Source organism: Burkholderia sp. BCC0097 (genome assembly GCF_902832985.1).
Classification (GTDB): domain Bacteria; phylum Pseudomonadota; class Gammaproteobacteria; order Burkholderiales; family Burkholderiaceae; genus Burkholderia; species Burkholderia orbicola.
On the sequence record NZ_CADFDM010000012.1, the window covers coordinates 95,077 to 115,313 of the forward strand.

General features: G+C 61.6%; 18 protein-coding genes and 1 tRNA gene. 10 read left to right on the forward strand and 9 right to left on the reverse strand.

The genetic code is table 11. From position 1 onward, the window contains the following. Position 1 precedes the first annotated feature (1 nt). Positions 2–3,193, reverse strand: a complete 3,192-nt coding sequence (locus tag HWX07_RS32340) for a type VI secretion system Vgr family protein (protein ID WP_175879112.1) — start codon at positions 3,191–3,193, stop codon at positions 2–4. A 356-nt stretch (positions 3,194–3,549) separates the two neighbouring features. Between HWX07_RS32340 and HWX07_RS32345 the strand changes: the two genes are divergently transcribed. After that, entirely contained in the window at positions 3,550–4,350 is an 801-nt protein-coding gene (locus tag HWX07_RS32345; RefSeq protein ID WP_006477105.1) for a cystine ABC transporter substrate-binding protein, read from the forward strand. A 109-nt stretch (positions 4,351–4,459) separates the two neighbouring features. On the opposite strand, the gene HWX07_RS32350 is transcribed toward HWX07_RS32345, so the two are convergent. The 5 genes from HWX07_RS32350 to HWX07_RS32370 all read right to left on the reverse strand — a co-directional run bounded on the left by HWX07_RS32350 (position 4,460) and on the right by HWX07_RS32370 (position 11,344). Beyond that, positions 4,460–4,663, reverse strand: coding sequence for a hypothetical protein (locus tag HWX07_RS32350; protein ID WP_175879114.1), 204 nt, complete (start codon positions 4,661–4,663; stop codon positions 4,460–4,462). 998 nt (positions 4,664–5,661) lie between these two features. After that, a complete protein-coding gene (locus tag HWX07_RS32355; protein ID WP_175879115.1) occupies positions 5,662–6,459 on the reverse strand; it encodes an alpha/beta hydrolase in 798 nt (265 codons plus the stop codon). A 287-nt stretch (positions 6,460–6,746) separates the two neighbouring features. After that, on the reverse strand, positions 6,747–7,322 hold the full coding sequence (locus HWX07_RS32360) for a recombinase family protein (protein ID WP_175879117.1): 576 nt from the start codon (positions 7,320–7,322) through the stop codon (positions 6,747–6,749). 234 nt (positions 7,323–7,556) lie between these two features. Further along, positions 7,557–9,305, reverse strand: coding sequence for a UvrD-helicase domain-containing protein (locus tag HWX07_RS32365; RefSeq protein WP_175879119.1), 1,749 nt, complete (start codon positions 9,303–9,305; stop codon positions 7,557–7,559). Further along, a complete protein-coding gene (locus HWX07_RS32370) occupies positions 9,302–11,344 on the reverse strand; it encodes an ATP-dependent endonuclease (RefSeq protein ID WP_146254840.1) in 2,043 nt (680 codons plus the stop codon). The genes HWX07_RS32365 and HWX07_RS32370 overlap by 4 nt, the downstream gene beginning before the upstream one ends. Positions 11,345–11,717: 373 nt before the next feature. On the opposite strand from HWX07_RS32370, the gene HWX07_RS32375 reads away from it, so the two are divergent. The 9 genes from HWX07_RS32375 to HWX07_RS32415 all read left to right on the forward strand — a co-directional run bounded on the left by HWX07_RS32375 (position 11,718) and on the right by HWX07_RS32415 (position 17,589). Then, a complete protein-coding gene (locus HWX07_RS32375; RefSeq protein WP_038712382.1) occupies positions 11,718–12,251 on the forward strand; it encodes a hypothetical protein in 534 nt (177 codons plus the stop codon). A 165-nt stretch (positions 12,252–12,416) separates the two neighbouring features. Further along, positions 12,417–12,584, forward strand: coding sequence for an AlpA family phage regulatory protein (locus HWX07_RS32380; protein ID WP_162631670.1), 168 nt, complete (start codon positions 12,417–12,419; stop codon positions 12,582–12,584). 2 nt (positions 12,585–12,586) lie between these two features. Further along, positions 12,587–12,883: a hypothetical protein gene (locus HWX07_RS32385; protein ID WP_146254839.1), complete on the forward strand. Its 297-nt coding sequence runs from the start codon at positions 12,587–12,589 to the stop codon at positions 12,881–12,883. A gap of 364 nt (positions 12,884–13,247) precedes the next feature. Then, positions 13,248–13,424 carry a hypothetical protein gene (locus HWX07_RS32390; RefSeq protein WP_175879121.1) on the forward strand — a complete coding sequence of 59 codons (177 nt, stop codon included), beginning with the start codon at positions 13,248–13,250 and terminating at the stop codon, positions 13,422–13,424. Then, positions 13,417–13,719 (forward strand): hypothetical protein, encoded by a 303-nt coding sequence (locus HWX07_RS32395; protein WP_175879123.1) that lies wholly within the window; start codon positions 13,417–13,419, stop codon positions 13,717–13,719. The genes HWX07_RS32390 and HWX07_RS32395 overlap by 8 nt, the downstream gene beginning before the upstream one ends. Further along, a complete protein-coding gene (locus HWX07_RS32400; RefSeq protein WP_124482805.1) occupies positions 13,712–13,924 on the forward strand; it encodes a hypothetical protein in 213 nt (70 codons plus the stop codon). Before HWX07_RS32395 ends, HWX07_RS32400 begins: the two co-directional genes overlap by 8 nt. Next, positions 13,917–14,264, forward strand: coding sequence for a hypothetical protein (locus HWX07_RS32405; RefSeq protein WP_009908645.1), 348 nt, complete (start codon positions 13,917–13,919; stop codon positions 14,262–14,264). The genes HWX07_RS32400 and HWX07_RS32405 overlap by 8 nt, the downstream gene beginning before the upstream one ends. A 9-nt stretch (positions 14,265–14,273) precedes the next feature. Beyond that, a complete protein-coding gene (locus tag HWX07_RS32410; RefSeq protein ID WP_009906778.1) occupies positions 14,274–14,600 on the forward strand; it encodes a hypothetical protein in 327 nt (108 codons plus the stop codon). 127 nt (positions 14,601–14,727) lie between these two features. Further along, the gene (locus HWX07_RS32415; RefSeq protein WP_175879125.1) at positions 14,728–17,589 is read left to right on the forward strand and encodes a DUF927 domain-containing protein; all 2,862 of its coding nucleotides are present in this window, start codon (positions 14,728–14,730) and stop codon (positions 17,587–17,589) included. Between the two features lie 620 nt (positions 17,590–18,209). On the opposite strand, the gene HWX07_RS32420 is transcribed toward HWX07_RS32415, so the two are convergent. The 3 genes from HWX07_RS32420 to HWX07_RS32430 form a co-directional block, all read right to left on the reverse strand. After that, positions 18,210–19,427 (reverse strand): integrase arm-type DNA-binding domain-containing protein, encoded by a 1,218-nt coding sequence (locus HWX07_RS32420; RefSeq protein ID WP_175879127.1) that lies wholly within the window; start codon positions 19,425–19,427, stop codon positions 18,210–18,212. Between the two features lie 174 nt (positions 19,428–19,601). Further along, a tRNA-Thr gene (locus HWX07_RS32425) sits at positions 19,602–19,677 on the reverse strand. Positions 19,678–19,695: 18 nt separating this feature from the next. Continuing rightward, the gene (locus HWX07_RS32430) at positions 19,696–20,217 is read right to left on the reverse strand and encodes a ClpXP protease specificity-enhancing factor (RefSeq protein ID WP_012327784.1); all 522 of its coding nucleotides are present in this window, start codon (positions 20,215–20,217) and stop codon (positions 19,696–19,698) included. Between the last annotated feature and the right edge of the window lie 20 nt (positions 20,218–20,237).

Genomic DNA, 20,237 nt, shown 5'->3' on the forward strand with positions numbered 1-20,237 from the left:
CTCAGGATTTCAACGGTCCGCCAAACCCGCTTGTCGGCAGCTTCATGCCCGTCGCGCCCGCGGCCGAGGCCACGGTCGTGGCGCCCTTGCCCGCGATACCGGCCACGCCCGGCAATGCACCGGGCAACGCGCCCTGCAACGCCCCGGACGCCGCATTCGCAGCCGGCGCGGCCAGCGCGGCAAGCCCGCCCTGACGGGCGGCCTGAACCATCCCGGCCACCTGCTTCGCCGCACCGCTCAGGCTCGACGCGGTCTGCAACGCGGACGCCACGCCGGCGCCACCCAACGCGGTCGCAGCAGCCGGCAATGCGGCGCTCGCGAACCCGCCGAGGGCCGCACCCGCGCCGCCGCCGCTCACCAGCCCCATCGCCGCGGTCGTCGCGGCCGGCGCCATCCCTTGCAGCTGACTTGCGAGCTGTCCGCTCGCCGCGGCCTGCGCGGCCTCGGGCGACGGTTGCACGGGCTCCGCCGGCCACTTCACCTGCTTGAAATAGTTCGCCGGCTGATCCGACTCGCGTGGGTCTTTCCCGAATTCGACGCGCACCGCCCCGGGCGGCAAGCCGCTCACGACCGTATAGCCGCTGTTGTCGAGTGCGCCTTTCTTCAGCACGGCGCCGTTCACGTCCTTCACCGTGAACAGGCCGCCCTTCACCGCCTCGCCGTTCACGTACTTGTGAAACAGTTCGAGCTGCCCCGGTTGATCCGGCCGCGGGCTCGGCAGCGGATACCCCATGCTCGCCGGCCCCGCGAACGTATGCGACGCCCCTTTCACATCGACCGCGCCCGGCGTATGAATCTCGATGTTGCCGTCCTTGATGCGGATATATCCGCCGCCGCTCGTCAGCAGAATCCCCTGATCGGCTGCGATCTCGATCCGGTCCGTCGCCGACACTACCCTCACCGCCTTCTGCGCGGTCACCTCGATGTTGTCCGACTGCGCCTGGATCTCGACCTTGCCCTTGCCCGCGAACAGCTTCATCCCCGCGTTCTGCACGAACAGGCTCAGCTTCTGCCCGATGCTGCCGATCAGCGACTTGCCCGCGGCCACGTGCACGCTCTGCCCGCTCGCCACGTTCACGTGATCGTTCGCGACCATATGCACCGACTGCTGCGTCGACATCCCGATTCCCGACGGGCTGCCGAACAGCATCACCGGCTCCTTGAACGCGTTCGCGTTACCGGTGCCGCCGCCCGCCGTGCGCCCGCCCGCCGCGCTGCCCGACTGGCTGTCCTGCGTCGCGTCCGTGAACGCGCGCATCGTGTCCTGCGCGTCCTTCAGGCTCTCCGCCTGATGCTGCTCGCTCACGCCCGACATCGCCTCGACCAGGCTCTCGCCCGCCACGAGCTGCTGCTGCGCCTCCTTCACGTCGAGCGGCTGGCTGTTCGCCGCCTTCGGGTGGGTCGTCACGTACAGGCCCTGGCTCGCCCGCACCGCGCCATATGCATCCGAGCGCAGATCGAAACCGCTGCCCAGATACGATCCGCGCGCATTGCCGTTCTGGTCGATGATGTAGCCGAGATGCAGCAGGCTGTTCGCGCTGCTGCTCATCAGTTGCACGCGGTTCTGCCCGGTCGCGTCGTCCATCACGAGCTGGTTGTAGCCGCCGCCCGAATACTCCTTCGACCGATAGCCGGACAGAATCCCGTCGCTATGCCACTGCGGCTGGTTCGCGCCGTTGTACACGCGCCCGACGGCCAGCGGCCGGTCGCAGTCGCCGCCGACGTAGTCGATCAGCACTTCCTCACCGATGCGCGGCACGTGCACGCCGCCGTAGCCGCCGCCCGTATCCGACTGCACGACGCGCACCCAGCACGACGCGTTCTCGTTACCCGGGTTCAGGCGATCCCACACGAACTGCACGCGAATCCGGTTCAGCTCGTCGGTATAAACCTCCTCGCCCTGCGGCCCGACGACGATCGCCGTCTCGAGGTGCATCTCCGGCTTGCGATGCTCGAACGGGCTGCGGTACGGCACGCTCACGCGCTGCGCTTCGACCTCGACGAGATAGAAGCCGACCGAGCCGTCGTCGTGCGGCACGCGAAACGCGGGGTCGGCACCGTAGCCCTCCTGCGCTTGCGTCAACGCGTCGCGCAGGCTGTACGGAAAATCCGCGCTGCCGTTCGCAACGGGCAGGTTGTTCTCGATCCACCATTCGACGCCGATCGCCGCGAATTCGCGCTGGTCGGCCGGATCGCGATCGTGTTCGGGATGATCCGCCAGCGTGAAGCGCCGGCCGGCATCGATCGCACGCACGCCACCCGCGCCGTGGAAACGCTTCGCCTCCGACTCCCACTGCTCCATCCGGATCTTCGTCAGATGATCGCCGCGCGTCTGGTCCAGATACGTGTACGCACCGGTGTATTCGTAGACTTCGAGTTGATCGGGCAATTCGCCCTGACCGGCCATCGTCGGCAGCGACGTGCCTTTCGGATTCGACGGCTGCGCGGGATTCTTGTAGTCGAACGTGCGCGTCGATCGCGTGACGCTCTGCAGCGTGCGCGTGCCCGACCATTGCGTGAACGCATCGGCTTCGCTCGCCGCCCCGCCACGATAGAAGCGCACGGTCTGCGGCGACAGCGGCGCGAACGCCTGCAGGTTGTCGGTCACCACGAGCGTGTGCGACTTGCCGTCGTCGGCCTGCTGCCACGCACAGTAGAGCCCTTCGTCCTCCATCAGCCGATGCACGAAATGCCAGTCGGTGTCGTGCTGTCGCGTGTACGAGCGGTTCGGCAACGGCTTCGACAGCGCAAAGCGGAAATGGCCTTTCGCCTGCGGATGCTGGTTCAGCACGTCGCTGATGATCTGGTCGACGGTCGTATCGTTCCAGATCCGCTGGTCGCGACGGAACTTCAGGAAATGGGTGAAATCGGCGAACGCGAGCTGATAGGTCGTGAGCCCGCCGTCGGCGCCCAGACGACGCGCGGTGTGCACGTAGCCATTCACCGGCCGATAGCTGCGATCGCCTTGCTGAATCCACAACGTGACCGGCTGCGCGATCAGCTTTTTAAGCTCCAGATCGCTATCGGCCGACAACACGTCGAGCGTGAATTCGTATGCGCGCCCGATCCGCGAACGGCCAACTGCCCGCTGCACGGTCAGGACGTTGCTCCCCAATGGCGTATCGAGCTTCAACAACCGGTCCTGCTGAAGCAACCCGCCGCGCAATGCGGCGATTGTGTTCTGCATGTTCATGGCTACGGCCTTTTCTTCTTTTGACGCGCCCTCGGATGGCGCAGCTTCATTTTGCTTGCGCGATTTTACAGGCAAAACTTTGCACGAATCCCTCCAAAGTAGCCTGATTCAAAAGCACATTTTCAAACGCGCCCGGGAGCCTGATAGACAGACCTCACCGACTGACCGCTCGCCGAAACCGACCCGCGCCGCAGCGATGCCCTTCCCCGCCCCATGAAATCGATTGCAATCAGGGCCAATTCGACTTCCGGCGCGGCGCGGTTGCGAGTAGTGTCTACGTGCCCGTATGCCGGCCGCCGCCGGGTCCGACCGAGAGCCGGCGCTCACATCACGACACTGAACCCTGGAGATCTGCGATGAAACGTTCGAAGTTCCTGCTGTCGGGCCTGCTGCTCGCGTCGGCCCTCGGCTTCACGGCCGTCGCCGCGCACGCGGACGACTTGCTCGATTCCGTGAAGAAGGCCGGCGTGCTGCGCGTCGGCCTCGAAGGCACCTATCCGCCGTTCAACTCGCGCGGCACGTCCGGCCAGCTCGAGGGCTTCGACGTCGACGTCGCGAATGCGGTCGCCGGCAAGCTCGGCGTGAAGACGCAGTTCATCCCGACCGAATGGAGCGGCATCATCGCCGGCCTGCAGGCCGGCAAGTTCGACGTGATCGTCAACCAGGTCACGATCACGCCGCAGCGCAAGGAGGCGCTCGACTTCAGCGAGCCGTACACGTACTCGGCCGCGCAGCTGATCCAGCGCAAGGACGACACGCGCAACTTCAAGTCGCTCGACGACTTCAAGGGCAAGAAGCTCGGCGTGACGCTCGGCACCAACTACGACCAAATGGCGCGCACCGTGCCGGGCATCGAGGTGCAGACGTATCCGGGCGCGCCGGAGAAGCTGCGCGACCTCGCCGCGGGCCGGATCGAGGCGACGCTCGACGACCGCCTGATGCTGCCGTACATGATCAAGACGTCGAACCTGCCGCTGCGCTCGGGAGCGGTGCTGAATGGCGGCAAGCAGGAAATGGCGATCCCGTTCCGCAAGGGCAATCCGAAGTTCGAGAAGGCGATCAACGACGCGCTCGAGTCGCTGCGCAAGGACGGCACGCTGAAGAAGATCTCGATGCACTGGTTCGGCAGCGACGTGACGGTGCCGGTCGCGCAGTAAGCGGTTCGGCGCGTGATCAATGCGTCACGTTTTCGCTGCGGCGAAGGCGTGACGCGCAGTTGCAGCGTTCTCCTCGCCTTCTTCCCTTCTTCCCCTTTTCCTTTTTCCGTCAGGCCGCCTCGTCGAAGCGGGAAAGCAGCATCTGGCCGATCGGCGTCAGCGCCGGGCGCGCCGCTACCTCATTCACGCGGACCTGCGTATCGTCGACCAGCCGCTTTTCCACGAGCACGGCAAAGGCCGGGTTCGCGAGGTCGACACTGTCGGTCGCACGTGCAATGCGCAACAGCATCGAGAATTCATGCGGGCTCAGCATGGTTCGTGTCTCCTGATCGTGCGCGATGCAGTTTGATCGGCGTCGATCGCGTTTTCGAATGGAATGGATGCGCGGCAGCAGCCAAGGCGCTGGCGGGAGCGAGATCCCGGGTGAGCCTGCGCGACGCGGGCACGGCGTCGGACGCGGTCACGTACACCCCGACCGCGACAATGCTGCCGCGACGGGAGCGTGCAACGTTAGCGGTGCAGCGTGACGCGGGTGTGACGAGAAAAGGGGGATGACGATGGTGCTCGCGCCATCGCGGCGCGCGGCTCCATGAACGAAAAAAGGGTTACGGAAAACTCCGTAACCCTTTTTTCGGATTTGGTGCGGCTGCAGGATCAACAATCCATATCCAATCCGTTGATTCAAAACGAAAATGAAATCGACGGTTGGAACATGAACCCCCAAACATACCCCCAATCGGGTGAGCCAATGCGGATGAGGCCATCGAGCGAAAAATTGTGGCGTAGGTCGCCGATCATCGGCCGCCCGAACAGAAAACTTCTGGAGATTTGGAGATATATGCTCAATTCACCCCGAAAGCCTTACTGGTCAAGGGTCCAACTATCTCCAAATGTATCTCCAAAACACTCATTTACTTGGAGACAAAGTTGGAGATAGCCGGCAAATACGTCGCATGACGCCAGCCGTGTCGAGAAGCACCCTGCGGTCTGGAACGCTGCGCGCAAAGAAACTCCCGTGCCGCAGCCCTCCCCGATGCAACGGCAAAAGCTGGCCTTGTGTTCAATGAAAAGTTACTTTGCAACCGTCGCATCACGTCAGTGATTGGCGCAAGCAAGCGCGGCATAATCGCGACAAAATTGGTGATTCGGGGACCGAGATGTGCAAGTCCAGACCTAACCTCTCAGTCGGAGGCAGATCAGGTCTGAGATTGCCTGGACGTCACCTCATCAAGGGCCGTGATCGACCCGTTGCGGACAATCCAGGCCCGTGCCCGAATATGTCCGCTTACAGCTTTCCTTCGGCCAGTCAAGTCAAATGGCGCCGCGCTTCAAGAAGCCTTCGATAACGGTTGCGAAATATGGCGGGCACTCCTGCATCGGGTAATGACCGCAGTTGGGGATAACTTGCAGTTCTGCGTTCGGATGCCATGCGAGAAAAGTGCGCGCCATTGCCTCCGAATCCAGTCCGGGATCCTTATCACCGACGATGACCAAATACGGTGTTTCAAGACCCCGAACGTCATCGACGAAGTCCGCCGTGACGAGCATTTCGAGGTATCTGGCCCGGCAGTCAGGTGAGACTGTGTCGCGGCTTTGTCGGGCCTTACGTTCAGCCCACGAATCGGACAGTCCTCCGGTGACGAAGCGAAACAACCGCCGAAGGGCGTCGTCGTCTTGCATGGTGCTGGCAAAGAAAGCCAGTGCATCAGGACTCAACCGATTTCCAGCTGCGGAAACGGGACATACGGCGATCGCGCTTATGACGCGGGACGGCGCGTCCGCCGAAATACGTTGCGTGACCATTCCGGTCATCGAGTGGCCGACGATATGGAAGTGCGTCCAACCCAGTCGGTCAGCGAGCATGAGGCAATCGGCTGCAATCTCCTCGACCGTGAATTCACCGTCCAGGTTGATGGATTGCCCGTAGCCGCGCAAATCGACGAAAACGTAGCTAAACGAATGGCCATCGAGCCAAGGCATGACTGCATCGTAGCTGGAATGGTCGCCGAGCCAGTCGTGCATGACCAGCACGCGAATTGGACCATTGCCATACTGCACATACCCGAGACCGGCATCCGAGCCAGATCGGATTTCAAGAGAGGCTTTCATTCCAGGGTTCCATTTTGGTTGCAGGAACCAAAACGAAACGCCCTCCCGGCGGACCGGGAGGGCGTTTTGAAAGTGAGGCCATCCTATCAATCTCCGGAGCATGGGTCAATAGGCGAGCGCGCGACGGGCACGTGACCGGAGTACGGACATCAAGTGCCGCTCCGGCATGCGCGTTGGCCCCGCTCGAACGACCGCATCTGGCCGAACTGAGCCAGACAACCTGACAGTGTCTGCTTGGTCCGCTGAGCCGGGCACTAGCAGGGCGTGAGTTGAACGGCGCGCGCCGCTTAGACCGCGTCGCGTACCCGCATGATCGTCTGGCGGCTCGTGCCAAATCGCCGAGCAAGCGCGGCCACGCTTGCCCCCGCGTCCAACTCGCGCAGCACGTCCGCCCGCTGCTCGTTTGACAGGGCGGACGGCCGCCCCATCGCCTTGCCTTCCGCCTTCGCGCGAGCGATACCAGCGTGCGTGCGCTCAATCAACAGATCCCGCTCGAATTCGGCCACCGCGTTCAACACCTGCATCGTCATCCGGCCGGCCGCGCTAGTCAGATCGACGCCCCCCAGGGCGAGACAATGAACCCGGATACCGCGTTCGGCCAATCCCTCGACCGTGGCCCGCACGTCCATCGCATTGCGGCCGAGTCGGTCGAGCTTCGTCACGATCAACACGTCGCCTTCTTCCATCTTGACGAGCAACTGCGCAAACCCCGGCCGCTGATCGGCGCTTACGCTCCCCGAAATGCTTTCCGACACAACGCGGCGCCTGTCGACCGAGAAGCCGGCCGCCTCGATCTCTCGTAACTGGTTCGCGGTGGTCTGGTCGGACGTACTGACACGGGCATAGGCAAAGGTTCGAGACATATCGGGCATTCAATCTGTACGAAATAGATGTCCGAATGTAAGGCAATGTCCAAAACATTTCAACCCTTATTTACGGACAGGGCAAAATGCCCCTGCCCGAAAGGGATCGGTTTCGGACACGCCCCCCCGATCGGCTTGGATGCGGGGATTCGCCCGATGCGAATGGCATAAGCCGATCCGACGCGGTGTGCGCCCCAACACAACGCCGGTGGGAAGCTGACGCGCATCATTTGGTCATGGCATGAAGTCATGAACGGCGTCGGCACCGAACCACGACTGCAAGGTCTGAATTGACTCCGGCGAAAGCTTCTGTGTAAATAGCAACGCCAGACGTGTCGTCGGCCGCGAGCACGACACGTAGAAAAGATTGCGATTGCGTTCGTAGGCGACCCGTTTGTCGAGCGGGATATTGCCTGATCCAGCCCATTGAAGGTACTGATCAAAGTTGTACTTGTTCCAGCCACGGCCGAGTACGACAAGCACATTCTCGAACTGATCGCCCTTGACGCTATGCTTTGTGGCGAACGGTGTATGGCCATCAATGAACTGGTCGAGCGCAATTACCTCCCGATACGGCACAGTTCTAAGGTTTCTTGTAACGACCACGCGTTCAGGCAAATCCTCTTGGGCAGCCGGCTCGAAGTGATCCGCTTCATGCTCGCGTCGGCCGATCGCCTCTGGCAATCTAATATAGCCGTGCGCGGTGATATGCGCGACTACCTCTCCGATCGTTCCAGATTGGCGCAATGCCAAGAGTTCACTCATCACCGTCGACCACCGTAACTTGTCGGCATGGGTGGTGAACTGAGGCACCGTGTCGCCCAGAATATCGAACATCTCCCCATAGCGACGGCGTTGAAAAGCATCGCAAGCAGGCTCAAGTCGATCAGCAAAAAACGCGATGTAGTCGTCTTCCTTCTTGATGAATTGATCCGTGTATGTGAACACCTTCGCAAGTGCGGCGTAGCCTTGTTCGGCAGCGAGAACGTTGTGTGTCAGCATCAAGACTTTCGTTTTGTCTGGTGCGAAGTCCCATCCGTCGCCCTTCAGCTTTGCGATGCACGCCTCAAGAAACTGATGTGCGATCTCCGCCGGCAAATCGTCCTTCCAGTGGCCGCCGCCGGCTCCGGTCCGTCGATCGCCGACCCACGCGTTGGTGTGATAGACCACCGCCGAGCCCAGAAAACGCTCGTCCTTCACAGCCTGCGGTAGTTCATACCGAATCTTGTTGAGTACGTTGACGATCGAGGTTGCGGATCGGAAGTTTGCCTTCTTGCCAATCTCCGTCAGCACCTCGTGCTCAACATGGCCGCACGTATCCTCGTAAATACGTTGCCAGTGATCTCCAAACAGCCCAATCTGAGGCCCGCCGACCCGCCCCAGCAGGTTGGCCTGGATAGCCTGCATGATCTCAGTGTTGGTGTCTTGATACTCGTCGACGAGGATGAACGGGTAACGATCGGCCAGAATGGTTTGAAACTTTGATAGTGGCAACAATGCCGCTGTCAAGGCCAACACATCGTCGTGATGCAGCGACACGAGCGTGTCGGTGAGGCGCCGGTATCCGAGATCATAATCGACGGTTTGAGTTGTTAGCGCGGGACCGTTGGCTACACGTTCTTGCCATGCGGGCAGCGCCGCCAAACGCTCCCGTAGCGCAGCCTGAAACCCCTTAATCAGCGACCAACAGAATGCATGGATCGTATCGGTAAATACTAGCGGGTTCCCGTCGATCCGCCCATTGATGACCGCTGTAGCGGCGTTCGTATAAGTTATGCACGCGATGCGCTGGCTTCGTCGGCGTAATCTATCGCCTTCGGTGGCAATCAGGCGTCGCAGGGTTTCAACCAGGGAGTAGGTCTTTCCTGCCCCTGCGCCGGCTTCAAGCAGAAAGCTCGCGCCGTCCTTCAAGCATTCTGCAACTTGATTGTCTGCGGCCTGTGCCGCCACGAGGGCTGGGCTTGGTTGCAGATCTGCACTCATACGACGACTCCTATTGCCAGTGGCGCGGCGTCCGCCTGCGGTGGACTGTTCTCAGCCAGCCAATTGAGCCCTTCGGCTATGTAGCGTGGGATCTGCCATATGTCCGTCGACAGCGCGTAAGTCAGGGCAAATTCGGACTTCTTTACCTCTTTCGCTGCCTCCCAAGCCTGTGTCTCACGTTCCGAGGCTCCCGGCCCTGCAAATGTGAAAAGCTTCGGATTTGCCAACATGAAGGCATCTTCGAAACTACGGCCGCAGGGACCATGCTCTTGCTCTGGCAATTGGAACGTGATTCGCCGGCTGGCATGCGTTTTGGTGGCTGCATCGGCCGCTATGAGTTCTGCCGGAGTGACATCATTCTTAAACCACGCCTTGATACATGCATTGCTGGTGCGTGTACCTTGACGCACTTCGCACGACACGTATTTACCTTTCCCATTTGACTTTACTGTGTCGATATCGGTTACGACAAGCGTGCGAATTTCAAGAAAGATCAAGAGATCGAAGAAGATATGTGCGTAAGCCCCCCCAACTTCAATCACGGAAATATATTGGCTGCCGATTTTCTGGGTTGCTGCTCGCCCTTCGTCCAACATCTTGATCATGCGGGGTAGCAAGAGCCGTTCCGTCGTTCCCTCGATCAGAACAGCCTTATCCGCGAAGAACAAGTCGCACCTCGTTAAGGTCATGTATTGGTGCAAGAAAGTTCTGTCTGGTTCGCCCTTTCCTTCCAGCCCTTTGCGCAAGTCTTTTACGTTGGTTCTCCTCGTTCCGCTTTTCGCATCATGAGCAGCCAGGAAATACCGTATCGCCTCGAAATGCGCCTCATTGGCGACATGCGAGGAATGAGTCGAGACGACGAACTGCACGGGCCACGGCGCTCCCATTTCCTTGCTGAACAGCGCCGCAATCTCTCCAAGCTTCCGAATGAACACTTCCTGCATCTGTGGGTGAAGGTGAACCTCCGGTTCTTCGACAAAAACGATGTGTACATTCGGTCGCGGCTCCATTGCCGAATAGAGCTTGAAGAACTCGCGCAGCTGAAGCAGGATCAAAATGATGTTGCGCGTTCCCAAGCCGTTATAAGCCTCTGGCAAGTGAACTCCGTTTATGCCGCTGTAGCGCACGCGAGTGTGATTCGTGAGAAGTCGGGAAACATCAAGGGTGGTCTCGGTATGCAGCTTCTGGTCTGAGAGACTTGGGTAACCAAACAACGAAAGCGCTGGCAGTAACGCGTCGAGTTTCAAATTGAAATCCGCGCCGATCTTTTCCTGAATCTCGCTGACCGCCTGTTCGAGTTGCTCGGCGGTACCATGGTCCTCCGCATCTTTTGCGTTCGTCTTGGCGGTTGCGAAGAGATTTTCGAGCACCTTGCCTATGACAACGCGATCCTTCTGACTGATATCGTCGAGGCCACGCTGCGCGTTGATGAATCCACTAGCACACAGTGCTTTCACCGCAGAACCATCAACAATCTTTTCATTCGTTGCGTCGTGGGGATCAACTGCAACGAAGACCGTGGCGAACAAGCGTGGAACGCGATCACGCAGCGCCTTAAACAGAGCGACCCTCGCATGTTCTATCTGCTCTGGTTCGGCCGCAGCGTCAGGAACCGTCAGATCTGTAAACAACTCTTTGACCTTGCCATCGCGGAGCGTATAGCGCGCGACGACGAGCGCTTCGGTGCAAGCAGGATCTAGGTCAATCACGAACTCACTAAGGGGTCCCAGCGGCTCGCCAATTTCGTAGCTGAAAGTTAGCTGAATTTCGATGCTGGGTAGTGCCTTACGCACCTCGGATTCCTCGGGATTCTGTGCCGCCGCAGCAAGAGCACCCCAGAACATTTCATGGGTACCAAACGAAAAATCTTCCAGCTGAAACGAGGGGCTACTATCCCCCAACAGTCGCTTCATCACTTCGGTCAAAGAAGTCTTACCGCTGTTGTTTCGCCCGACGATTACGGTCGTTTGCTTCTCCAACATCAGATTTACGTCATGTAACAGTCGAAAATTCTTGACTGAGATGTTCTTCAACTGCATTTGGCACCTCCCCCAATGTCTATGCGCGACTCCGCATGTCATGAATCGGCCGCACACGCTTCGTCTCCGACATAGCGAACGAGATACGAGCCGTGGGAAAATATATACCGTCAAGCCTAGGGCGGCCACCTGAAAACCGGACACCTTCACCGGCTGGCTTGGCACTCTTCAGAAGGTCGTCGCACAGAAGGGTGCACGATTGCCAAGTACGAATACTTCTCGACCGACTCCCAGACAGAAACTGCACTCCGGCTCCCGCGCGCGGCGCCCAGTTCCTCGCGCCAGAAGCCTCCTCTCTGTCGCTGCAGTTGCTGCAAAGCAACGAGCGTCGCAGCCTTTTGCTGCTGATGGCGGAGAAAGCCCGTTCGGCCAAATGCGGGACCTCATCCCACCGAATGTCCCGGTAGGTGAAGCCATAGGATTGCTCGCGGGCTTGCTGGTCAAGTGCGTCGATTCGGGCAACCCGCGCGCGGCCCAAGAGTTGATGAAACACGAGCTTTTCAACGGGCGCGCGTTGGAAGCTGTTGTGCACTACGCGCGACGTGAAACCGAGACCGCGCTCGTAGGGCGAATCAATGCATTGCATATGCAGATTGCAGAGATTACCGAGCAGCATGACGTATTGCAGGCCCGCTTTGCCACGCTTCAGGTGGAGCAACGAGAGCGACAAGAACAAGCTAAGCAAAAGCGACGCAAGGCTATCAAGCCGGCCCAAGCGGCCCGACTTGCCGGGGCGACAAATACGAAGATCTCAGCTGAACTGACTCGACGGCGACGCAATGGCGAAGATATCCAGGGTCGTCACGTTTGCTCAGAGATCGCCGCGCGACTTGGTGTTACGGCAGATCACGTGCGCAAGGTAAAGCGAAACTGGCTCAGTGGGTTAAAGCATGAAAAACGCGACTGACGTATCGATCGTCTTGTTTGACGCAACCGAAACGCGATTATCGATACGGTAGTCGCGTATCTCGCTTCAAGCTTCGTATTAGCCCGTGCAGTCCCGCACGGTTCCTAGAGATGAGGAGCTTGAATGGAAAATCTGTCGTCAACGTCCGGCAATCGAGTCGTCCGCATGCGACCGCTTATTGAGCGTGTCGGTTTGAGCAAGAGCGAAATCTATCGCCGAATTCAGGCAGGAACGTTTCCCCGGCCAATCGCACTCGGCGTTCGTGCCGTTGGCTGGCTCGAACGGGACGTAGAGTTGTGGCTCGTGACTCGCGCGAAGCGAGGTGAGGCATGAGCATGAGCGACACGACCAAGTTGGCGGAACAAACTGCCATTGATTTAGAGTCCGCGCGTGCGACGCAAAAGGCTGCCGAAGTCCAGCACTATTGGACATTGGTCGAGCATCAACATGAGCGCTACGCGTTGGCGCACGAGCATTGTGTTGATACGGATCGTAAGGAAGCGGCTCGCGGCATGATGGCTGCGGCCGCCATTTTCGAGATCGATGGTCGGCGCATGCCTTCTAGATTAAAAAAGGCAGCCGACGTCATCAAGATCGCGGTATTTCTCCTCGATCCGAAGGCCCCTGCATGACGCCGCACCAAAGTCACTTTGCCGTGATGAAGGGCACGGCGAGTCGGCCGCGTCACGCCGTTGCCTTTAGTCTGTCCCTTCCTCGATTTGCGCATTGCGGCGGTGCGCAGTATCCTGTGACCGTCGCTGAGACAAAAGCGGCCGGGCGTGGAACCCCGAATCCAAAGGCGGACAACCGCCGCTCAGGCGGTATTTTTTCGTCCGCACGCCTTCGCGCGCCTTCTTTTATGGGTGGGCCTTGGCGGGGACGGCTTCGGCCGTGCCGGTTTCCTTTGGTCCGGTGTTCCAACCCCGTCATGTGCCCGCCCACCCCGATTGGAACCGGGGAGCGGGTTGTAGCCAAACCCAAAGGAGGTCGCACCCAATGCGCCAGTCGTCGCACGCCCATACCGGGCAGCAATCCCACCTCATTCAATCCATCGTCCGCGCAGCACTGCGCGACGCGGCAACCGCCAGCACGTATCAAGACGCGCTCGACGCAACCGGCGCGGCACTGGCCACAATCGCGGCGCTCGTCCGTGCGGAGGTGCGCCATGGCTGAGCTGCGCTGCAAGATTGGCGATCTCGCGATCGTCACGAAATGCGATGCTCGCTCGCGTATCGGCATGCTGGTCGAGGTGGCATCGGCTCGCCCGACGCCCGATCACGATTGGCGCGTGCGGATCTTGGGCGGCCCCGTCTCGGGGCGTAGCGTCTGTGGTCGGCGGTCCGGCGAATTCACGCATGCAGCCGTGCACGACTGGAACCTCACGCCGATTCGCGGCGAAGCGGAGCTGGATTGCACGATCGATGTCGGGCAACTCCTCGCGTCGATTCTGGAGGTGCGCCATGTCTAAATACCGCCTGCCGAACGAAGTCACGATGATCGCCGTGTGTGCGGCCCATCAGTTCGCCCAGCTCGAAGCCCTGTTCGATGCTGTCCGTTCGCATCTTGCTGAGGGCACTTACGAGCGAGCGCTAGTCGACATGGGGCAAAGCGTCGCGAGCCGGTATTCCGCCGAAATGCGCCGTACCGCGCAACCGGAGGCATGCCATGACTGATCAACGCATCCGAACCGCGGTTGTCGACGGATTCGACAACGCCCCACCGCTCGATACCGGCGCTCCGATCGAGCTGCAATTCGCCGTCGACCTGGGCGCGATCTGCGCCGACGCATGGCTCGACCTGAAAGGCGATGTGCGGCTGCACGACTACGCGGCCCATCAAGCCGCCGCATTCGCGCGCGGCATGGAAGCCGCCATGCAGGACGCAGGCGACGTCGACGCGCACCGCGTGACGATCAGCCGCCAAGCGTTCGCGGCCGGCCTGATGGGGCGCGTGCAACAGCACCTGTTCGCGGCGCTCGGCCTCGTCACGCGCGAACCGCGCACGACGCACTGAGGGGCGGTCATGGCAAAGACGAACAAGAATGCCGTGCAGCCGCTCGCGTCGGACTTCGTGGCCGAGGTGAACCGGCCCGACCGCAACCGTATCGGCACGCGGATCAGTGACGCCATGGAGCTGCTGGACAGCCTGCATTGGGCGGCCGACAAGGCCATGTCCGATGACGACTACTGGCTTGTGCTGAGCCTGTTCCGCGCGTCCCTGCCGTCTATCGGCGCGGCGCTGGAGGCGGCCAACGACGCCCTTGGCGAGTCGCGGCTCGGCCGCTACGTCTACAGCAACGACGTCACGGCTGGCGGTGCGGTTCTGTCGGTGCCTCGCGCGGCCGGCTGACGCTGCGCCGCTAGGCATCGTCGAATCATTCAATTCTTCGCGCGTCGGGTAGCTGCTTATCCGATATGGACTACTAATCGGAAGCCGACCGACGCGCGTCCAGTGGGAACCTATGAGTAACGCACCCATGTCCGAATTCGAGCGGGCGAGAGTCGCGCTCGGCTATGTCCCGCCCGACGACCGCGACACGTGGAGTCAGGTGGGGATGGCGCTCAAGGCCGAGTTTGGCGAGGAGGGCTTCGCCCTCTGGAACGAATGGAGCCAAGGCGCGCAGAACTACAACGGCAAGGACGCGCGCGATGTGTGGAAGTCGTTCAAGGGCGGCAAGATCACCATCAACACGCTGTTTCACCTCGCCAAGCTTGGCGGCTTCGATCCACGCGCGCATCGGGCGAAGCCGGTCGATCCAGCGGAGCGCGAGCGGCAGAAGGCCGAGCGCGCGGCACGCGAAGCGGCCGAGCTGGCCGAACTGACCGAGAAACAGCAAGCCGCGTCGGCGCTCGCTGAGTCGATCTGGTCGGCGGCCGAGCCCGCGCCGGCCGATCACCCCTATCTCGTTCGCAAGCGCATCCCGGTCGACGCGCTGCGCGTCTATCGCGGCGGCTTGTGCATCGGGACGGCCGCGTGTGACAGCGCACTGATCATCCCGGCGCGTGACGCGGACGGCAAGCTGTGGACGCTGGAGTTCGTTTTGACGGACGGCCAGAAACGTTATCTGCCGAACGGCCGCAAGGCGGGCTGCTTCTCGCTGATCGGCGGCCCGCTATCTTCCGCGCCGTCCACGCTGCTGATTGGCGAGGGTTACGCCACGTGCGCGACGCTCGCGACCGCAACGGGCTATCCGGCCGCCGTCGCGTTCGATGCCGGCAATCTGCACGCGGTCGCGACGGCGCTGCGCGGCCAGTATCCGGACGCCCGCATCGTCGTGTGCGCGGACGACGACCACACGACGAAGGGCAATCCGGGCGTGGCGAAGGCCCGCGCGGCGGCCGAGGCCGTCGCCGGCATCGTGGCCGTGCCCGACTTCGGTTCGAACCGCCCGGCAGCCGGTACCGACTTCAACGACCTGGCTGCGCACGTCGGCCCGGAGGCGGTGGCCGCCGCCGTGCGCGCTGCGCTCGCTCAGGCCGGCTCGGCGGATGCTGGCAAGGGCAAGGCCGCTCCAGCCGCCGCAAAGCCCGCCAAGCGCCCCAAAACGGCCCGCGCGCAGGATGGCAAGTCGCGGTTCGTCGTCGACGACAAGGGCGTGTGGTTTCACGGCTTCAACAATCAGGGCGATCCGCTGCCGCCGCATTGGGTCAGCACGCGTATCGACGTGATCGCGGAGACGCGCAACGAGATGAACAGCGAGTGGGGCTACCTGCTCGAATTCACGGACCGCGACGGCATCCTGAAACGATGGGCGGTGCCGGCCGGCCTCTTTGCCGGCGACGGCACGGAGCTGCGCCGCATGCTGCTCGACATGGGCGTGAAGCTTGGCGTGACGCAGATCGCCCGCACGCAGATCGCCAACTATGTCCAGATGGCGCAGCCGGATGAGCGCGTGCGCTGCGTGCCGCGCGTCGGCTGGCATCACGGCGCGTTCGTGCTGCCCGATCGCGTCATCGGCACCGGCAAAGAGGCGCTGATCTATCAGGCCGACACGCCGATCCAGAGCCAGTTCAAAGAGCGCGGCACGCTGGACGACTGGCAACGCGAGGTCGCAGCCTACTGCGTCGGCAATAGCCGGCTGCTGTTCTGCGTCGCTACCGCCTTCGCTGGTCCGCTGTTGCACTTCTCCGGGCTTCAGTCGGGCGGCTTCCACCTGCTCGGCACGACGTCCAAGGGCAAGTCGACCGGCGGCGTCATCGCCGCGTCCGTGTTCGGCTCGCCGGACTACGTGCGGAGCTGGAAGGCAACCGACAACGCGCTCGAAGCGGTCGCCACGCAGCATAGCGACGCGCTGCTGATCCTCGATGAAATCGGGCAGGTCGAGCCGCGCCTGGTCGGCGATGTGATCTACATGCTCGCGAACGAGTCGGGCAAGGCCCGTGCGTCGCGTAGCGGCTCGGCAAAGCCGGTTCTCACGTGGCGACTGCTGTTCCTGTCGAACGGCGAAAAGAGCGTGTCCGCGCTGATGGCCGAGGGCAACAAGCCCATGAAAGGCGGTATCGAGGTGCGCTTGCCCGCGATCCCGGCCGAGGTCGGCGAAATGGGCGTGGTCGAGAAGTTGCACGGCTTTCCGACGCCGGCCGCGTTGATCGAGCATCTTGAGCGGCACGCCGGCATGCACTACGGCACCGCCGGCCCCGCGTTCATCGAGTGGGCGTCGTCGCAGGCCGGCGAGCTGGCCGAGCATCTGCGTGTGCGCGTCGATGAGCTGGTCGGGCAATGGGTGCCGGACGGCTCGCATTCGCAGGTCGCGCGTGTCGCGAAGCGGTTCTGCCTCGTTGCGGTGGCCGGCGAGCTGGCGACGGCGCACGGGCTGACCGGCTGGCCGCAGGGCGAAGCGGTCGAGGCCGCGCGTCGCTGCTTCGAAGGCTGGCTCGAACTGCGCGGCGGCACCGGCAACTCGGACGAGGCGGAAGCCGTGCGGCAGGTACAGCACTTCCTCGCCGCACACGGCGACAACCGTTTCGTGTGGATGAACCGGGCGCAGGACGACCATCGGCCGAACGTGCCGCATCGAGCGGGCTTCAAGCAGCACGTGAAGCGCGACGAGCGCCGCACGCCCATCGCCTCCGATCGCGAGTATTACGTCGAGTTCGGCGGCAAGATGAGTGCCGACGATGCCGAAAGCGTCGAGACGGAATACCTGATCGAAGCGGCCGTGTTCCGCAAGGACGTGTGCGCCGGCTTCGACCACAAGATCGTCGCCAAGGCACTGATGAAGCGGGGCGTGCTGATGCCGCGTAGCGACGGCTACCCATACCGGCAGGAATACATCCCCGGTCACGGCAAGTTCATGGTCTATCGCGTGTTGCCGTCCATCTTCACGCTTGAGCTGTGAAATGCACCGCCGCCGTCCGGGAGGGCGGTGGCGGGCATTCCTTTGCGCGGCGTTTTTGGCCCGTGCGTCAAAGTTACTTTGAGCGATCCGCTCCAGATGGAACCGGGCCTGCGGTTGTCGCGAATCTTGCCTCAGCCGTAACAATCCAGCCCGGTTTATCTCCAGTATCTCCAGCGTTCTCCAAATCGTTTGGAGACACACGAAGCCTTACCCCATAAGGCTTTGCGGCCGATTCAGGCGTTTATCTCCAAATCCCCAACTCGTTTTGCACTGAGCGGACAGGTGCCGACCGACCGTAGCGACCGCGAAGCCAGACGGGGCGGGGTTCTCCGGGATTCGAGGTGCGTCGACAACGTGTTTTTGAGGGGGTGTTCGCGATGCGCCCCGATCAGGCATTGTTGCGCCTGCCGCAAGTGTCAGGGAGGCCGGAATGCGGGGGACCCTGCGTCTAGGCCAAAGACGCGGGGGCTCACACCCGCGTCTTTTCTCTACTGACGGCAAACATAGGGGGGGCACATAATAATAAGGGGCCAAATCATCGGCTTACCCTATGCCTAGGCCGTGTCCGTTTTACTGGTGGGAGACGCACGGAAGGGGGTCATACTCGCAGCGGCACGGATCTATCTTGCCGCCGCGATCGGGATGATCTTCGCCCCACCCTGTTTGTCGAGATAGTCCGCCCACCACTGCATCATGCGATGGCGCTCAGACAGATACTCGGCGTGGTTGTATGCCGCCCGCACACCGTCCTGCTCGGAGTGGGCGAGCTGACGCTCGATCCAGTCGGAATTGAATCCCTTCTCGTTCAAGATCGTCGAGGCAAGACCACGGAACCCGTGCCCGGTCATACGGCTGCGATAACCCATCCGGTATAGCGCGTACAGGATCGTGTTCTCGCTCATCTGCTGCAACGGTCTACGGCTGTTCGGGAACAGCCAGCGACGGTGGCCCGTCAGCGCGCGTAGCTCGGAAAGCAGCGCGATCGTCTGGTCAGCGAGCGGCACGATATGCACGCGGCGCATCTTCATCTTCTCTGCTGGAATTCGCCACTCTCGGCGCTCCACGTCGATCTCTGTCCACTCGGCCTGCCGCAGTTCGATCGTACGAACGAACGTCAGTGCCAGGAATCGCAGAGCGAGCCGTGTCTCCGGCTCGCCCTCATATGCAGCGATCGAGCGAAGCAGCTCCGGTAGCTCGCTTTCGCCGATTCGCGCCATATGCTTGACGGGCACTGCCTTCAATGCGCCTCGCAGGTCCGGCGACGGATCTCGCTCGGCACGGCTCGTTGCAACGGCATAGCGAAAGACTTGGCCGCACGTCTGCAACGTCTTGCGCGCAGTCTCGAACGCCTCTCGACCTTCGATTCGTCGAATGACCGCGAGCAAATCCGGTGCGCCGATCGAAGAAATCGGACGCTGGCCGATCAGGGGAAACACCTCGCGATCGAGCTGTTTCTTGACTCGGTTCGCGTGCGAAGCGCTCCATGTCGCTTGCTGCGCCTCGTACCACTCCAACGCGACGGCCTCGAAGGTGTTCTGTGCGGCAATGGCGCGAGTCTGCTTCTCGACGTCACGCTCGAACGCAGGGTTCTTCCCTTCCGCTAACAGCCGCTTCGCTTCGTCACGCCTCGACCGAGCATCAGCGAGCGACGTCGCGGGATAGTCGCCGAACGTCAGCAGGTTTTCTTTGCCATTGAACCGGTATTTGAGCCGCCATTTCTTCGAACCACTGGAGCGCAGATCGAGATACAGGCCGCCGCCGTCGAAGAGTTTGTTTCCCCCGGCCTCATCGAATCTAGCGTTGCGGCACTTGGCGTCGGTAAGAGGTTTGGTTTTCATTGTTCGTCGGGGGTACGGCATACCCCCAAATTGCCAAAGTCATACCCCAAATCTTACCCCCAAATTTCGGGGATGCCCCGGCCTCTCACGGGACGTCCTGAAACAAAAAACCCGCGTCAGCGCTAGGCTGGACGCGGGTTTTGGGACTTCCGGGTACTACTTGAAACTAGTGTTTGGTGCCGGCTGCAGGACTCGAACCCGCCACCTGATGATTACAAATCAACTGCTCTACCAGATGAGCTAAGCCGGCGTAGCGCGAGATTCTACCTCATTTCACGATCTTGAGGCGAGGTCTGCTGCCGCCTTTCGAGCCGTCGCCGTCGGTTTTCGGCGGTTCGTCGGCCCCTTCGGACGGTTCCTCGTTCGCGCCGCTGTCGGCGACGGGCGCTAACGGCGATACCGACTCGTCACGCTGCGCGTCGTCGGCCGGCGCGGCGTCATCGTCGAACGTGCCCGAATCCTCGCCTTCGCCCGCGACCGCATCGACCTGGAACGCCATGCCCTGTCCGTTCTCGCGCGCATAGATCGCGAGCACGTTGGCCACCGGAATCTCGATCTTGTGCGCCTTCCCGGAGAACCGGGCCGTGAACTCGATCCACTCGTTGCCCATCTGCAACTGGCTCGTCGCCTCGAAGCTGATGTTGAGCACGATCTCGCCGTCACGCACGAACTGACGCGGCACGCGCGTCGAGTTGTCGACCCTCACCGCGATATGCGGCGTGTAACCGTTATCGGTGCACCACTCGTACAACGCGCGCAGCAGATAAGGCTTCGTTGAAATCTCTTGCATCACAATCCTCGAACCCGGAG

Coding starts and splice junctions, on each gene's coding strand:
- HWX07_RS32350 (WP_175879114.1), bottom strand. CDS start 4,663: ATGCTGAGCCCGCATGAATTCTCGATGCTGTTGCGCATTGCACGTGCG.
- HWX07_RS32360 (WP_175879117.1), bottom strand. CDS start 7,322: ATGTCTCGAACCTTTGCCTATGCCCGTGTCAGTACGTCCGACCAGACC.
- HWX07_RS32415 (WP_175879125.1), top strand. CDS start 14,728: ATGTCCGAATTCGAGCGGGCGAGAGTCGCGCTCGGCTATGTCCCGCCC.
- HWX07_RS32430 (WP_012327784.1), bottom strand. CDS start 20,217: ATGCAAGAGATTTCAACGAAGCCTTATCTGCTGCGCGCGTTGTACGAG.
- HWX07_RS32355 (WP_175879115.1), bottom strand. CDS start 6,459: ATGAAAGCCTCTCTTGAAATCCGATCTGGCTCGGATGCCGGTCTCGGG.
- HWX07_RS32390 (WP_175879121.1), top strand. CDS start 13,248: ATGCGCCAGTCGTCGCACGCCCATACCGGGCAGCAATCCCACCTCATT.
- HWX07_RS32375 (WP_038712382.1), top strand. CDS start 11,718: ATGCGGGACCTCATCCCACCGAATGTCCCGGTAGGTGAAGCCATAGGA.
- HWX07_RS32365 (WP_175879119.1), bottom strand. CDS start 9,305: ATGAGTGCAGATCTGCAACCAAGCCCAGCCCTCGTGGCGGCACAGGCC.
- HWX07_RS32370 (WP_146254840.1), bottom strand. CDS start 11,344: ATGCAGTTGAAGAACATCTCAGTCAAGAATTTTCGACTGTTACATGAC.
- HWX07_RS32340 (WP_175879112.1), bottom strand. CDS start 3,193: ATGAACATGCAGAACACAATCGCCGCATTGCGCGGCGGGTTGCTTCAG.
- HWX07_RS32385 (WP_146254839.1), top strand. CDS start 12,587: ATGAGCGACACGACCAAGTTGGCGGAACAAACTGCCATTGATTTAGAG.
- HWX07_RS32345 (WP_006477105.1), top strand. CDS start 3,550: ATGAAACGTTCGAAGTTCCTGCTGTCGGGCCTGCTGCTCGCGTCGGCC.
- HWX07_RS32380 (WP_162631670.1), top strand. CDS start 12,417: ATGCGACCGCTTATTGAGCGTGTCGGTTTGAGCAAGAGCGAAATCTAT.
- HWX07_RS32405 (WP_009908645.1), top strand. CDS start 13,917: ATGACTGATCAACGCATCCGAACCGCGGTTGTCGACGGATTCGACAAC.
- HWX07_RS32395 (WP_175879123.1), top strand. CDS start 13,417: ATGGCTGAGCTGCGCTGCAAGATTGGCGATCTCGCGATCGTCACGAAA.
- HWX07_RS32420 (WP_175879127.1), bottom strand. CDS start 19,427: ATGAAAACCAAACCTCTTACCGACGCCAAGTGCCGCAACGCTAGATTC.
- HWX07_RS32400 (WP_124482805.1), top strand. CDS start 13,712: ATGTCTAAATACCGCCTGCCGAACGAAGTCACGATGATCGCCGTGTGT.
- HWX07_RS32410 (WP_009906778.1), top strand. CDS start 14,274: ATGGCAAAGACGAACAAGAATGCCGTGCAGCCGCTCGCGTCGGACTTC.